Origin of the sequence: Kribbella sp. NPDC049227 (assembly GCF_043197265.1) — a bacterium.
In the GTDB taxonomy this organism is placed as follows: Bacteria; Actinomycetota; Actinomycetes; order Propionibacteriales; family Kribbellaceae; genus Kribbella.
Genome location: NZ_JBICST010000003.1, coordinates 664,450 through 678,909 on the forward strand (window position 1 = coordinate 664,450; position 14,460 = coordinate 678,909).

11 protein-coding genes are annotated in these 14,460 nt (G+C 68.9%); 7 read left to right on the plus strand and 4 right to left on the minus strand.

Annotation, left to right across the window (positions count from 1 at the left end; translation table 11 throughout):
* Positions 1–3: 3 nt before the first annotated feature.
* Positions 4–4,623 (minus strand): ATP-dependent helicase, encoded by a 4,620-nt coding sequence (locus tag ACGFH6_RS15375; protein ID WP_393384060.1) that lies wholly within the window; start codon positions 4,621–4,623, stop codon positions 4–6.
* An 88-nt stretch (positions 4,624–4,711) separates the two neighbouring features.
* On the opposite strand from ACGFH6_RS15375, the gene ACGFH6_RS15380 reads away from it, so the two are divergent.
* Positions 4,712–5,884, plus strand: coding sequence for an LppM family (lipo)protein (locus tag ACGFH6_RS15380; RefSeq protein WP_393384061.1), 1,173 nt, complete (start codon positions 4,712–4,714; stop codon positions 5,882–5,884).
* Positions 5,881–6,075 (plus strand): DUF3046 domain-containing protein, encoded by a 195-nt coding sequence (locus tag ACGFH6_RS15385; protein WP_131351713.1) that lies wholly within the window; start codon positions 5,881–5,883, stop codon positions 6,073–6,075. Before ACGFH6_RS15380 ends, ACGFH6_RS15385 begins: the two co-directional genes overlap by 4 nt.
* Before the next feature lie 3 nt (positions 6,076–6,078).
* On the opposite strand, the gene ACGFH6_RS15390 is transcribed toward ACGFH6_RS15385, so the two are convergent.
* The 3 genes from ACGFH6_RS15390 to ACGFH6_RS15400 form a co-directional block, all read right to left on the minus strand.
* A complete protein-coding gene (locus tag ACGFH6_RS15390; RefSeq protein WP_393384063.1) occupies positions 6,079–8,193 on the minus strand; it encodes an MMPL family transporter in 2,115 nt (704 codons plus the stop codon).
* Between the two features lie 110 nt (positions 8,194–8,303).
* On the minus strand, positions 8,304–8,867 hold the full coding sequence (locus ACGFH6_RS15395; protein WP_393384065.1) for a GrpB family protein: 564 nt from the start codon (positions 8,865–8,867) through the stop codon (positions 8,304–8,306).
* A 44-nt stretch (positions 8,868–8,911) separates the two neighbouring features.
* Complete coding sequence (locus ACGFH6_RS15400) at positions 8,912–9,703, minus strand: hypothetical protein (protein ID WP_393384067.1); 792 nt, start codon at positions 9,701–9,703, stop codon at positions 8,912–8,914.
* Between the two features lie 250 nt (positions 9,704–9,953).
* Between ACGFH6_RS15400 and recA the strand changes: the two genes are divergently transcribed.
* The 5 genes from recA (at position 9,954) to ACGFH6_RS15425 (ending at position 14,321) form a co-directional block, all read left to right on the plus strand.
* Complete coding sequence (recA, locus tag ACGFH6_RS15405; RefSeq protein ID WP_131351723.1) at positions 9,954–11,030, plus strand: recombinase RecA; 1,077 nt, start codon at positions 9,954–9,956, stop codon at positions 11,028–11,030.
* Positions 11,031–12,333: 1,303 nt separating this feature from the next.
* Positions 12,334–12,828, plus strand: a complete 495-nt coding sequence (locus ACGFH6_RS15410) for a regulatory protein RecX (protein ID WP_393384069.1) — start codon at positions 12,334–12,336, stop codon at positions 12,826–12,828.
* A gap of 76 nt (positions 12,829–12,904) precedes the next feature.
* Positions 12,905–13,183 carry a hypothetical protein gene (locus ACGFH6_RS15415; protein ID WP_393384071.1) on the plus strand — a complete coding sequence of 93 codons (279 nt, stop codon included), beginning with the start codon at positions 12,905–12,907 and terminating at the stop codon, positions 13,181–13,183.
* Positions 13,184–13,269: 86 nt separating this feature from the next.
* On the plus strand, positions 13,270–13,668 hold the full coding sequence (locus ACGFH6_RS15420) for an MmcQ/YjbR family DNA-binding protein (RefSeq protein WP_393384073.1): 399 nt from the start codon (positions 13,270–13,272) through the stop codon (positions 13,666–13,668).
* Between the two features lie 173 nt (positions 13,669–13,841).
* Positions 13,842–14,321 carry an antitoxin gene (locus ACGFH6_RS15425; RefSeq protein ID WP_393384075.1) on the plus strand — a complete coding sequence of 160 codons (480 nt, stop codon included), beginning with the start codon at positions 13,842–13,844 and terminating at the stop codon, positions 14,319–14,321.
* Positions 14,322–14,460: the final 139 nt, after the last annotated feature.

Consider the following 14,460-nt stretch of genomic DNA (forward strand, 5'->3'; position numbering starts at 1 on the left):
GGCTCAGGCCCGTAGCCGCAGGCCCCGCGGCGTCGCATGGAAGCCGGCCTTGGCCAGAGCGTCGCCGAACGCGGTGTGCCTGACCTGCTCGCCGTCGGCTGTCTCCACGCTCAGCTTCCCGAGCTGGCCGTCGCGGATCGACAGCGCGAGCGCGTCGACGGCCGGCTGCAGCAGATCCGGGTCCTCGGCGAAGCTCAGCACGGTCCGCCCGCCGCGCTCGACGTACACGATCAGCTGTCCATCCACCATCACGACCAGGGCTCCGGCCTTCCGCCCGGGTCGATGCCCGCTCGCACTCTCGCGCTCCGGCCAGGGCAGGGCCGCGCCGTAAGGGTTCGCCGGGTCGGAGGCCGCCAGTACGACGGCCCGTGCCGACAACTCCTCATCTCGGCGGTTGCGGCCCGCACCAATTCGAACAGGTCGGATATCGGCGCTCGCCGCTGTGCCAGGTAGCTCGGCCATCGCACGCAGCCGGTCGACTGCGCCAGGCAGCGCGAATTGCGCCGCACCGAGGCCGGCCACGAAGTATCCGCGACGGCACCGCCCGGACTCCTCGAAGGCGCTCAGCACCTTGTAGACCGCCGCGAACCCACCCGGCGTCCGCTCGGTGATCACCGAGCCGCGCGTGACGATCCCGTACCGATCGAGCAGCGTCTCGGCCGCGGCATGTGCTCGCCGGGTCGCATCCTCATTCCGCTCCGGCAGCAGCGACCAGCGCCCACCAGCGGTCGGAGGACCACTGCGCGCCGGCATCGCCGGGCGGCCTGGCCGGATCGGACGACCCGGCCGAGCACGAGGCGTCGTACGACGGGTCCGGTGACTGCCGCGACCTCCGCCGACCAGTGATCGCACCGGCGCGAGCGTGTCATTTGTCAGATGTCCGGCCCAGACGAGATCCCACAACACACCGACCAGCGTCTGATCGTCCACCACACCCGAGGCTGCGCCGACGACATCACTCAACTGACGGAAGAAGAACGCACCGCCACCCGACAATGCGTCCAGCACGGCCTGATGCGTCTCCCCGGGCTCGAACGACGGATCCGGATCGGGCAGCGTCAGGTCACAGTTGTCCGCCAGATGCAACGACACCCACCCGTCGGTCCCCGGCAGCGAACCCGAACCCGCCCACACGACCTCACCGGTCGCCGTCAACTCGTCCAGCATCGACGGCTGGTACCCCGGCACCCGCGACGGCAGCACGATCGACTCCAGCGCCGACGCCGGCACGGCGCATCCCGCCAACTGCTCGACCGCTCCGAGAAGTACGTCGTACCCACGCCCGCGGCTACTGGTGATGCCCTGCCAAGCAGGCAGGAAGCGCGCGAGCGCCGACGGATCGACCGGCTCGACCTCCTTGCGCAATGCGGCCAGCGACCTCCGCCGGAGCAGGCGCAGCACCTCGCTGTCGCACCACTCCAGCGCGATGCCTCCGGGCAGGAACTCGCCCTCGACCACGCGCCCCGCAGCACCTAGCCGCCGCAACGCGTCGGTGACGACGGCGACACCGATGCCCAGATGCGTCGCAAGGTCGATCGCCCGGAACGGCCCGTGCGTCCGCGCGTACCGCGACACCAGATCCCCGAGCGGATCGGCGACCGGCTCGGCATGCGCCTCGGCAACCCCTGGTGGCAGCGGTACGCCGAGCGCATCCCGCAAACGTGCGACATCCTCGACCACGGCCCACCGATGCTCGCCGGCGATCCGGACGCGCACCACTCGGCGAGCCGCCGCCAGCTCGGTCAGCCAGGACTCCGCATCAGCACCGTCAACGCAGCGCTGCGACGCTTCGGACAACGAGAGCGGACCGACCATCCGCAGTACGTCGAACAACCCTTCGCCATCGCGGGCACGGCGATCCTCGGCGAGCCGCTGCAGCTCGGCCTCGGTCCGCAGAACCACTTCGGCGTCGAGCAACTCACGCAGCTCGGTCCGCCCGAGGAGCTCCGCCAGCAGGCTCTGATCCAGCGCGAGCGCGGCCGCACGCTTCTCCGCGAGAGGTGTGTCTCCCTCGTACATGAAGGCGCCCACATAGCCGAACAGCAAGGACTTCGCGAACGGTGAGGCCTCGGACGTCTCCACCTCGACAACCGAGATCCGCCTCTCGCTGATCCCGGTCAGCAGCTCCTTCAGCGCCGGCAGGTCGTAGACGTCCTGCAGCACCTCGCGCAGTGTCTCCAGCACGATCGGGAACGAGCCGTACTTGCTCGCCACACTCAGGAGCTGCGCAGACCGTTGCCGCTGCTGCCACAGGGGCGAACGCCGCCCAGGATTCCGCCGGGGCAGCAGCAACGCCCGCGCAGCGCACTCCCGGAACCGCGCAGAGAACAGCGCCGACCCGCCGACCTCCCCGGTGACCAGGTCCTCGATCTCTGCCGGGTCGAACAGCACGAGCTCCGCACCCGGCGGCGCCTCGTCCGTCTCCGGCAACCGCAGCACGATCCCGTCGTCCCCCGATACCGACTGGGCATCCATCCCGTAGCGCTCGCGCAGTCTCGCCGCGATCGCCAGCGCCCACGGTCCGTGCACCTGACCGCCGTACGGCGAATGCACGCAGACCCGCCAGTCGCCCAGCTCGTCGCGGAACCGCTCGACGACCACGGTCACGTCATCGGGCACCCGACTCGTCGCGTCCCGCTGCTCGGCGAGGTACGAGACCAGGTTGTTCGCCGCGTACTCGTCCAGGCCGGCCGCTCGCGCACGCTCGACCGCCCTGCCCGCCGGGAGGGAGGCCATCTTCCGGATGAACGCACCGGTCGCCTCACCCAACTCGGCTGGACGGCCGACCGCGTCACCCTTCCAGAACGGCAGCCGCCCAGGCTGTCCGGGCGCCGGAGAGACCAGCACCCGGTCGTGCGTGATGTCCTCGATCCGCCAGCTCGACGCCCCCAGCGTGAACACGTCGCCCACCCGCGACTCGTACACCATCTCCTCGTCCAGCTCGCCGACGCGATGGTTGGTCGACTCGCCGACCAGGAAGACACCGAACAACCCGCGATCGGGGATCGTTCCACCGCTGGTCACCGCCAGCCGCTGTGCGCCCGGCCGGCCAGAGATCTCGCCGCTGACCCGGTCGAACACGATCCGCGGTCGCAGCTCGGCGAACTCGTCCGACGGATACCGGCCCGACAACATGTCGAGCACGCCGTCGTACGCCGATCGTGGCAGCGTCGCGAACGGGGCACAGCGTCGTACCAGAGCAAAGAGCTCGTCGGCGTCGATCGTGTCCAGCGCGACGATCGAGACGATCTGCTGCGCCAGTACGTCGAGCGGATTGGCCGGGATGTGCAGGCTCTCGATCAGCCCGTCCCGCATCCGCTGCACGACGACAGCCGTGTCGATCAGGTCGCCGCGGAACTTGGGGAACAGCACCCCGCGCGACACCGCACCCACCTGGTGACCGGCGCGGCCAACCCGCTGCAACCCGCTGGCCACCGACGGCGGCGCCTCGACCTGGACCACCAGATCGACCGCGCCCATGTCGATGCCGAGCTCGAGACTGCTCGTCGCGACCACACACGGCAGCCGCCCCGACTTCAGATCGGCCTCGATCAGCTGTCGCTGCTCCTTGCTGACCGAACCGTGGTGCGCCCGCGCGACCAGCGGCGGAGCGGCGAGCGAGGCACCGGACTGAGCCATCACCTGCGCCGGCGAACCGGCTTCGGCAAGCTCCAGCTCGGCTCGCTCGGCGGCGATCTCGTTCAGCCTGGCGGTGAGTCGCTCGGCGAGGCGGCGTGAGTTGGCGAAGACGATCGTGGAGTTGTGCTGCGCGATCAGGTCGAAAACCTGCTCCTCGACGTGCGGCCAGATCGATGCGTGCTGCGGCGGACCGGCGGCCGATCCGGACGTCTCCAGCTCGGTGCTCGCCAGCTCGGCCATGTCCTCGACCGGCACGACGACACTCAGGTCCCACTGCTTGGCGAACTTGGGCTGGACGACGGTCACCGGCCGCTCGCCGCCGAGGAAGCGCGCCACCTCGTCGACCGGTCGCACGGTCGCCGACAAGCCGATGCGTTGCGCAGGTTGGGGCAGCAGCGAGTCCAGCCGCTCCAGAGTGAGCGCCAGGTGTGCGCCGCGCTTCGTCCCGGCGACCGCGTGCACCTCGTCGATGATGACGGTCTCCACGCCGCGCAGCGACTCGCGTCCCTGCGACGTCAGCAACAGGAAGAGCGATTCCGGCGTGGTGATCAGTACGTCGGACGGCCTGGTGGCGAAGCGGCGTCGCTCACCGGCCGGCGTGTCTCCCGAGCGCACCGCGACTTCGATCTCGAGCGGCGCCTCACCGAGCCGCCGCGCCGTCTCCCGGATCCCGATCAGCGGCGCGCGCAGGTTGCGCTCGACGTCGACCGCGAGGGCCTTCAGCGGCGAGACATACAGCACCCGGCACCGCAGCTTCGGGTCGTCCGGCGGGGGAGTCGTGGCCAGGCGGTCCAGAGCCCACAGGAAAGCGGCGAGAGTCTTGCCTGAACCCGTCGGGGCGACCACCAGCGCATCCCGGCCCGCGGTGATGGCGTCCCACGCCTCGAGCTGGGCCGGGGTGGCCGCCTCGAAGACGTCGCCGAACCACGCCCGGGTCGCGGGCGAGAACCGGCTCAACGCGCTGGTTTTCGTCACGTCGCCCATCTTGCCGGGTACCGCCGACAGTTTTCACGCCCGCCCGGATCGCCCCGGGCCGAGGGCGATGTCCGCACCTTCTGGAATGATCGTGGGCATGATCAACCGCGTACGTGCAGCGCTTGTCGTCGTGGCATGCCTGGTCGCGCTCACCGGATGCGTGAAGCTCGACGCCGACCTCAAGGTCAGCTCGAACGAGACGGTCTCGGGCACGATGGAGATGGGCGTCGACAAGCAACTGGTGGAGTCCAGCGGCCAGTCGCTGGAGAAGATCCGCGGCCGGGTCGAGGACGCCATCAAGCAGCTGACCACCGACGGTGTCAGCTGCAAGCCGTTCGAGGACGATCAGTACGTCGGTTCCACCTGCCAGTTCGACAGTGTTCCGTTCGAGAAGATGGGCACGTCGACCGGTGAGGGCGTCGGCTTCCGCAAGGAGGGCGACCGGATCATCGTCTCGGTGAAGGACTCCGATCTCGGTCAGGTCCCGTCCGGCACGCAGCCGTCGGTGAACTTCAAGATCACCATGCCGGGCAAGATCCTCGAGCACGACGACGGTGCGTCGATCAGTGGCCGGACGGCGACGTACGACAGCCTGGACAAGCTCGGCAAGGTGTCGCTGACGTCGGAGGCGGGCAGCACCTTCCCGCTCTGGTTGATCATCGTGATCGTCGTACTGCTGTTGCTGGCCGCTGCAGCGGTGGTGTTCTTCGTACTGCGTGGTCGCAGGAGACAACAGGCGTACGCGCAGTACCCGGGGCAGTATCCGGGCCAACCGCAGCAGGGACAGTGGGGCCCGCAGTACGGCGGCCAGCCGGGTCAGTACCCGGGTCAGCCTGGGTACGGCGGGCAGGGCGGCTACCCGCCAGGCGGCCAACCGGGTCAGCCAGGGCAGTACGGCGGCCAACCAGGGCAGTACCCGGGTCAACCGGGTCAGGGGCAGCCGGGTCAGGGGCGGCCAGGTCAGGCGCCGTACCCGGGGCAGCCTGGGCAGCCGCAGTACCCTGGACAGCCTCAGCAGGGGCAATGGGGTCAGCAAGGACAGCCGCCGCAGCAGGGGCAGGGCAGCTGGGGGCAGCAGCCCGGCCAAAGCCAGCAACCTGGTCCGGGACAACCTGGTCCGGGACAGCCCGGTCCGGGGCAGCCTGGTCAGGGACAGCCCGGTCCAGGACAGCGGCCGGCGCCGCCGCCTCAGCAGGGCCGGCCTGGACCGCAGGACGGCTCACAGGGTGGTTGGGGACAACCACCGAAGGACGACGACGGGCAGGCATGAGACTGACGGAGTTCTGGGCGCGGATGGACCAGCATCTCGGTCCCGCGTACGCACGGACCTGGGCCGAGACGCAGGTCGTCCGCGACCTCGGCGGCCGGACGGTCGTCGAGGCACTGGCCGACGGCGAGCACGCCAAGACCGTCTGGCGTGCCGTCTGGGCCCACCTGCAGTTACCGCCCAGCGAACGCTGACTGTCAGCTGCCGGTCAGCTCGGGCTCTGGCTCAGGCAGTTCGTCGGCAGGCTCCGGATCGCGCTTGTGTGCCAGCTTGCTCGGCCACCACAGGTGCCGGCCGACGTCCAGGTTGAGCGCGGTGACCAGCACCGAGCGAACCACGATGGTGTCGAGCAGGACGCCGAGCGCAACCGCGATGCCGATCTCGGCGAACGCCACCACCGGCAGTGTCGCCAGCACCGCGAACGTCCCCGCCAGCACCAGTCCGGCCGACGTGATCACTCCTCCGGTCGCGGCGACGCCGATCAGCGCACCACGCCGGGTGCCGTGCACTTTCGACTCCTCGTGCACGCGCGTCATCAGGAAGATGTTGTAGTCGATGCCCAAGGCAACCAGGAAGACGAAGACGAACAACGGCAGCGACGTGTCCGCCCCCTCGAACCCGAGTGCGTCGAACACCAGGGCGCTGATCCCCAGCGCCGCGGCGAACGACAGCACGACCGTTGCCACCAGCAACACCGGTGCGAGCAGCGCCCGCAGCAGCAGCGCGAGGATGAGGAACACCACCACGAGCACGATCGGGATGATCACCTTGTTGTCCTGATCGGCCGCCCGCTGGGTGTCGAGCAGAATCGCCGCACCACCACCGGCACGCGCGTCGGCACCCGGTACGGCGTGCACGGCGTCGCGGACGCGATCCACGGTGTCCTTCGCGGCCTGACTGTCCACCGCGTCCGTCATGGTGCCCTCGAGGTACGCCAACCCATCGGCCGTCCGCGGTTCCGCCACCGACGCGATGCCTTGCGTCGAGGCCATCGCCGTACGGACCTGTTCTGCCTGGGCCTCGTTGCTGACCACGACCAGCGGGTTGCCCGCACCGGCCGGGAAGTGGGTCGCCAGGATCCTCTCGCCGACCACGGAGTCCGGCGTACCGACGAACGACTCCTCGTTGGACAGTCCGGTCGGGTCCAGGCGGAAGATGCCGAGGGCCGCGATCCCCAGGACGACGGACGTCGTGATCCAGGTCAGCCGCGGACGTACGGCGATTCGCCGTCCGATGCGACCCCAGACACTGTTCTCGGTGTGGTCGTCCGAGCCGTACGTCGGACGGAGCGGCCAGAACACCCAGCGGCCGCAGATGACGAGCAGAGCCGGTAGCAGAGTCAGCATGGCAAGGAGTGCGACGACGATGCCGACTGCTGCGACCGGTCCAAGGCCACGGGTCGAGTTCATCGACGCGAAGAGCAGACAGAGCATGCCTGCCACCACAGTTGAGCCGGAGGCGACGATCGCCGGGCCCGCGCGGTGCATGGCGAAGGCCATGGCTTCGTGCCGGTCCTCGTGCCTTCGGAGCTCTTCCCGATAGCGGGCGACCAGCAACAAGGCATAGTCCGTCCCAGCACCGAACACCAGAACGGTCAGAATGCCTGCACTCTGGGCGTTGACGGTCAGATCCGCCTTGGTGGCGAGGTAGTAGACGACAGCCTGCGCTGCGAAGAGTGCGACACCTGCCGACACCAGTGGCAGCAACCAGAGCACCGGACTGCGATAGGTCAGCAGCAGGATGATGATCACCACAGCCGCGGCGGAGTACAGGAGTTTGCCGTCGATACCGGCGAACGCCTCCTGCGAATCAGCGGCGAATCCGCCCGGTCCGGTCAGGTGGAACGACAGACCGTCCGGCCGGTCCGCGGCAACGCGTCTGATGTCGTCCGCGCGTGCGCCGATCGTCTCCCAGCCTCCGGAGCCCGCGTTGATGGGTACGAGGACCTGCAGGGCTTTGCCGTCTTCGGACGGCAGCGGCCCGACCACCTCGCGGTCGACGTTCTCGAGTTGCGCGAACTGCGCCAGGTGTTGCGTGACCGCTTGCCGATCGGCCGCAGTGATTCCGGACGGTCGCTCGTACACGAGCACTGCCGGGATCTCATCCGGCGACGAGAACTGCTGCGTCGCCTTCAGGACCTCGGTGGACTCCGCCTTGCCTGGCAGCCACGAGACGGCGTCGTTCTCCTGAGCGCCCGTCAGCTTGCCGGCCGGACTGAACGCGGCGGCCATGGCCACGATCCACAGTCCCAGCACGATCCACTTCGACACCTTGCCGCACGGCAACTTCGCCAGCCGACCCACTCCGCCCACCCGAACCACGCCCCCTTTGGAGGGACGCCACGTACCCCCCGAATCCAGCGTGGTGGCTGCACCGCGACAGGGTCAACGACCCCGGAGTAGTACTGCCCTCACCCTGTGTTTCAGGCAGTCCAGCCGGTACGGGCGGCCCACTCCTCGGCTGGCAGGTAGATGAGATCGCAGACCGGGTCCTTCAGATCGGAGTACTCCGCCGTCGACTCGATCGGCAACGCAGCCGCTCGCCTCTTGAACTCCCCATAGGCGCGAGCGGTGTCCGGGTGGTTGCGCAGGTAGTCCCGGAACAGCAGCGCATAGCGCTGGTTGGCTCGACCAGCGACGCGGATGTGCAGGTTCACGCGCCGTCGGTACATCGGCTCCACCAGTATTCGCTTGACCCACTGCAGGTCGTCGGCCGGGAGGCCAGGCACCGGGTGGTCGCGTTTCGGTGGGCGGACCTCCCAGTCCGCGGCGGCCATGCGCTCCACCACGTCGTCGAGCTCCGGCTCCGTCGCGACAGTCACCTGCATGTCGATGATGTCCTTGGCGGGCAGTCCCGGTACGGACGTCGATCCGATGTGATCGATCCGCTGTGCGGTCTCGCCCAGCAGTTCGCTCACCACCCGAGCGGTCTTCTCGTACTGCGCGGGCCAGCTGTCGTCCGGACGCACGATGACGATCCCAGTCATGCCGAGATCATCCCAGGCCGACGTCCGTGCCCCCAGTCCTGGGCTCAGACCGGTTTGACCCGGAACGCGCTGGTGGTGAGGAGATCCGCAGTCCGGTACGCCGCTTTGCGGATGGCCAGGCGCTCGTCGAAGAAGCCACCGACCATCCCGACCACCGGCAGCTTGCCGACGAGTCTGGCCCCGAGGCTGCCGCGGGGGCGCTCCTCGAACACGTCGCCGAGCCCGCCGAACAGCTTGCTGATCCGCCACACGAGGCGGACGCCCTTGCGCAGACCGGCTTCCTCGGACTCGTCGCCGAATCCCAACTGCTTGGCGACGTCCTGGCCGGCCGAGGTCGGGTCGTCGTACTCGAGGACGTCGTCCGGCGTGATGGGCCGGTCGGTGAGTATGCGTGCGATCACCGCCGTACGGTCGGCATGCGCTTCGACGCCGTACTCGCGGCAGACCGCACCGATGACCATGGCCTGGACGGCCGCACCGAGCGTGTCCTTGATCGGGAGGCGGTCCGCGGCCGCGCCGCTGATTCGGGGGAGGCCCGCGACGATCGCGGCGAACCCGCCGAGTCGCTCCACCCACCAGTCGCAGCGATCGGCCAACGGCAGCGTCGGCCACTCGGTGTGACCGGGCACCTTCATCTTCAACAGCCGGTCGATGGCCAGGATGAGGGCCTTCTCGGCCAGGTTGGGGCGCTCCTGCGCGGAGTACTCGATCAGGATGCTGCGGATGCCGAACGGGTCCTGAGTACGGAGTGCGTCGAGCACGGAGTCGACGCCGAACTCGACCCGGCTGAGAGCCAGGACGACGGCTGCGTCGGGGACGTCGGGACGGTCTGCCACGCCCGCAAGGGTAGGCAGTGGGCGGTCCAGGGTGGTTGCCCGGGCAGACTTCGGCGTGTCAGTTGCGATTCGAACAGGTGTTCGGGATAGTTTGGTGCCTGAAGGTGCGCCGGAGGGCCGAAGTTGTCCACAGATTCGAAGTGGCGGCGAAAACTGTCCGACGTGATGGATACCTTCTCTGGCGACACGAGAAGTCCTCCGGGCGGCTGGGAAGCGGCCCCGATTATGAGATGGGTCAGGTGGCAGTCACATGGCTGGTGCAACGGCGAGTGCGGAGCGCGCGGCGAGCGATCGCGAGAAGGCGCTCGCGACTGCGCTGACGCAGATCGAGCGGCAGTGCGGCAAGGGTTCGGTGATGCGCCTCGGGGAGCAGAACAGGCCGCCGATCGAGGTCATCCCGACCGGGTCGATCGCGCTCGACATCGCGCTCGGGATCGGCGGTCTGCCGCGCGGTCGCGTGGTGGAGATCTACGGTCCGGAATCCTCCGGTAAGACGACTGTCGCCCTGCACGCGGTCGCGAACGCTCAGCGCGCCGGCGGGATCGCGGCCTTCATCGACGCGGAGCACGCCCTCGACCCGGAGTACGCGCGGAAGCTGGGCGTCGACACCGACGCGCTGCTGGTCTCGCAGCCCGACTCCGGTGAGCAGGCGCTGGAGATCGCCGACATGCTGGTCCGCTCCGGCGCGATCGACATCGTCGTGATCGACTCGGTGGCCGCGCTGGTGCCGCGGGCCGAGATCGAGGGTGAGATGGGTGACAGCCACGTCGGTCTGCAGGCCCGGCTGATGAGCCAGGCGCTGCGGAAGATGACCGGTGCGGTCAGCGGGACGAACACGACCGCGATCTTCATCAACCAGTTGCGCGAGAAGATCGGCGTCATGTTCGGCTCCCCGGAGACGACGACCGGTGGTAAGGCGCTGAAGTTCTACGCGTCGGTGCGGCTGGACGTGCGCCGGATCGAGTCGCTGAAGGACGGTACCGACGTCGTCGGTAACCGGACCCGCGTCAAGGTCGTGAAGAACAAGGTGGCCCCGCCGTTCAAGCAGGCCGAGTTCGACATCATCTACGGCCAGGGCATCAGCCGTGAGGGCAGCTTGCTCGACCTCGGTGTGGATCAGGGCTTCGTCCGCAAGGCCGGTGCCTGGTTCACCTACGAGAGCGACCAGCTCGGTCAGGGGCGGGAGAACGCGCGGAACTTCCTGCGCGACAACCCCGATCTGGCCAACGAGCTGGAGAAGAAGATCAAGGAGAAGATGGGCATCGGCCCGACGCTGGACGCACCGGCCGACGCGGCCGCCACGGCCGAGGTCGATGTCGACTTCTGATCACCCCACCGCGGGTGGCAGCGCTTCTCGGCAGTCCACTGCCGACAACGCTGCCCCCGCGGCGCTGTCTCTCCCACACGCCGATCGCCTGGCCCTGGCCCGAGACCTCCTCGCCCGCGGCCCGGCAGCAGCCGGTGGCGCTGCGGCAGGACCCGGCGAAGGCAACGAACCGTCCGGAGACGCATCCCGGGCTGGTCGTCGGTCTAAGGAGAGCCGTTCGGGTCGGCGAGCCTCGCGTGGTGCGGGCCGTGATCGCAGCTCCGGTACCAATCGCGCCGAATCATGGTCGGATTCGTTCGCGGATGACGATCCGTTGGACCCGACGGCAGCCCGGCCTCGCGCCGGCAGGATCAGGCGAACCGCCGGGGCCGATGACCCATGGGCAGACTCCGAAGCCCCCTCGAGCAGCACTGGGGAACTGGCGGACGGGAGCGCAGAAACCTCGAGTCAGCGCCGCCGGCCCCGGAATACTTCGAGACGTGGCTCGGATCCGAAGCCTGTCGACCCGTGGGGCGATCTGGACGAGACCGTCGTACGAGCCTCCGAGGCGAGGAGCGCTGACCGGCAGGCGGAAGCACGAGCGTTTGCCGCCGACACCCCGGAGCCGAGCCCGGCGCGAGACACGACCAATCGCGATCGTGCACTCGCCCAGTCCGAGGTAGCGACCGGGGCGTCAGGCAACGATCAGCCGGGGCGCAATCCCGCGCGGGACCAGAGCTCGGCTGTGGTTGATCCGTGGGGCGACTCAGATGGTTCGGCTGCTGATAACCCGGCCGGACCCAACCTGCGTCGACGTGCAGCAGCCACAACCAGCCAGCCTGCCGGCGAGCGATCACCTGTTGCTCAGACATCAGGCGAACACAGGTCCGCAGGCAGCTCCACGGAGGCAACTACCTCAGAGGTGGAGTCGAGCGACCCGGCAGTTCCCGCGGCGGACCGGTCGAACGTGAGCCCGGCTCGACGTGGAACTGTCCCCGCGGCCGACCCGACGCTCCCCGGAGCAGACCCGACGGACCCAAACCCACGTCGAGGTCGAACGGTTCCTGTGGACGACCCGGTGGAAGCAGGCCCAGCTCGGGGTCGCAAGGTTCCTGTGGAGGAGTCGCTGGATACGAGCCCGGCTCGGCGTACGGCGGAGCGGGCTTCGGGGGGTGGGGAGTCTTCGGGTGGGACTGGGACTCGCGGGCGGCGTACGGCGGCTCGGCGGAGTTTTGGTGGGGGTCGGCGGGGGAGTCGGCGGTCGGCGGATGAGCCCGACGGGCCTGGGGATCCCCAGTTGGATGGGGTAGAGGATCCGCAGTCGGTGGCGCGAACGATCTTGCTGGACAAGCTGACCGGGCAGCCGCGGACGCGGGCTGAGTTGGCGGATCTGCTGGCCGAGCGGGAGATTCCGGAGGACGTGGCAGAGGAGGTGCTGGATCGGTTCACCGAGGTCGGGTTGATCGACGACGCGGCCTTCGCGAACGCGTGGGTCGAGTCTCGGCACCGCGGTCGCGGGCTCGGCAAACGAGCTCTGGCCCAGGAGCTCCGCCGTCGGGGTGTGGACGATCAGTTGGCGCGCGACGCGCTGGACGAACTGGATCCGGACCAGGAGGAAGAAACCGCCCGCGCTCTGGTTCGCCGCAAGCTCCGGTCGATGCGTTCGCTCGACCGCCAGGTTGCGATGCGCCGCCTGCTCGGAATGCTGGCCCGCAAGGGCTACCCCGGTGGGCTCGCAATGACAGTCATCAAGCAAGAGCTCGCCGCCAGCCACGAAGAACTCCCACTCCTGGACCCCTCCGGCCTAGAACCCGACTGATTCCACCGCAGCCCAAGCCAGTCCCAACCCGCTGCTGCCACCGGCAGATGGACGAGCCTCCACCACCGTGAGGTGGGTGACCAGCCAGAGGTTCGACCACACCTCGGTGCTGCAGTTCCTGGAGAAGCTGACCGGCGTACGCGAGACCAACATCAGCCAGTGGCGTCGGAAGACCTTCGGTGACCTCACCTCAGTCTTCCGTCAGGACCACGCCGCGAAGCCTCCGCTGCTCCCGGAGACGGGTTCCCGGCTGAACCTGGCCACCTACGAGACCGCGCGGTTCCCGGCCCCGACCTTCCCCGGTGCCGCGCAGGTGGTTCCGCACCAGGAACGCGGCTCCCGCCACCGTCTCTGACGAACCGGCGTGCCCAGGCGATCGTCCCATCGCCTGGTCACGCCATCGTGCGGTGGATGGCTGAACGACGTTGTAGCTTGAGGGTCATGGCGACCCTGGAGGACGTGGAGCGGCTGGTCGCGGCATTGCCCGAGACCGTGGAGACGACGAAGTACGGCAATCGCACCTGGGCTGTCGCGGGCAAGGCGTACGCCTGGGAGCGGCCTTTCAGCAAGGCGGACCTGCGCCGCTTCGGCGATGAAGCCCCACCGGACGGACCGATTCTCGCGGTCCGGGTGGAGGATCTCGGCGAGAAGGAAGCGGTGTTGGCGGCTCGGTCGGCCGACGGATTCTTCACGATCCCGCATTTCAATGGTTATGCCGCGGTCCTGATCCAACTGGACGTTGTCCCGGAGACCCTTCTGAGAGAGGCGCTCCTCGACGGTTGGCTGGTCTATGCACCGGCGGCGGTGGCGAAAGCGCACCTCGGCAAGAGCAAGACTTAGCCGCCGGACGCGGTGCGGACGGAGAGTGAAGGGCGGAATCTGCGGGGTGTGGGCGGCGAGGGGCGTTGACGGGTGCGGTGTGACGGTGTGTTATCCGAAGTGGGGCCGGTGTTTGGTCCGGCCCGTACGCTGGGGATTTTCGTCGATCCGCCCCTGACACCGCGGAGGGTGCAATGAGCGATTTCCAGGAACAGGCGAAGAACTGGCTCCGGAACGTCGTCAAGCAGAACCCGGACAAGATCAAAGCCGGTGTGGAGAAGGCCGGCGACCTGATCGACAAGCAGACCGGCGGGAAACACGCGGAGAAGATCGACGCCATGCAGAAGAAGGTCGGCGACTACGTCGACGGCCAGACCCCCGAGGGCGAGGCGGGCGGAGTCCCGTCGCCCGGCGGCGGCGTCGACCCCGCGACCACCGGCGAGGCCCCCGAGCCTCCCCGTGACACCACCCAAGCAGGCAGCGACACCACCGAGGCGGCCCGTGATGCGGCCGAGTCGACCGAGGAAGCAGTCGACGGCGGCGTAGTCGGCGGCGACGCGCCAGACCCGTCCACCGAGCCGACCAGCTCAGCCGGCTCAACCCCCGAAGGCACCCAAACCGGCAGCACCGTCACCGGCCAGGAGTCCAACGACCTCCCCGGCCCCCGCCCCTGACCCAATCCGCCACAGCGCGAACCCGGCAGTCGTCCTCCCACACCGAGGACGGCTGCCGCACGCATTGCGCGGGAGTGCTCGATGTCAAGGCGACCCGCCGTACAGCAACGCGGAGAGTAGTCGAGCAAACCTAGAGTGT

What these genes read in the sequence shown, in the direction of transcription:
- ACGFH6_RS15375 (WP_393384060.1), bottom strand. Translation starts at nt 4,623, where the DNA reads ATGGGCGACGTGACGAAAACCAGCGCGTTGAGCCGGTTCTCGCCCGCG.
- ACGFH6_RS15380 (WP_393384061.1), top strand. Translation starts at nt 4,712, where the DNA reads ATGATCAACCGCGTACGTGCAGCGCTTGTCGTCGTGGCATGCCTGGTC.
- ACGFH6_RS15385 (WP_131351713.1), top strand. Translation starts at nt 5,881, where the DNA reads ATGAGACTGACGGAGTTCTGGGCGCGGATGGACCAGCATCTCGGTCCC.
- ACGFH6_RS15395 (WP_393384065.1), bottom strand. Translation starts at nt 8,867, where the DNA reads ATGACTGGGATCGTCATCGTGCGTCCGGACGACAGCTGGCCCGCGCAG.
- recA (WP_131351723.1), top strand. Translation starts at nt 9,954, where the DNA reads ATGGCTGGTGCAACGGCGAGTGCGGAGCGCGCGGCGAGCGATCGCGAG.
- ACGFH6_RS15420 (WP_393384073.1), top strand. Translation starts at nt 13,270, where the DNA reads ATGGCGACCCTGGAGGACGTGGAGCGGCTGGTCGCGGCATTGCCCGAG.
- ACGFH6_RS15425 (WP_393384075.1), top strand. Translation starts at nt 13,842, where the DNA reads ATGAGCGATTTCCAGGAACAGGCGAAGAACTGGCTCCGGAACGTCGTC.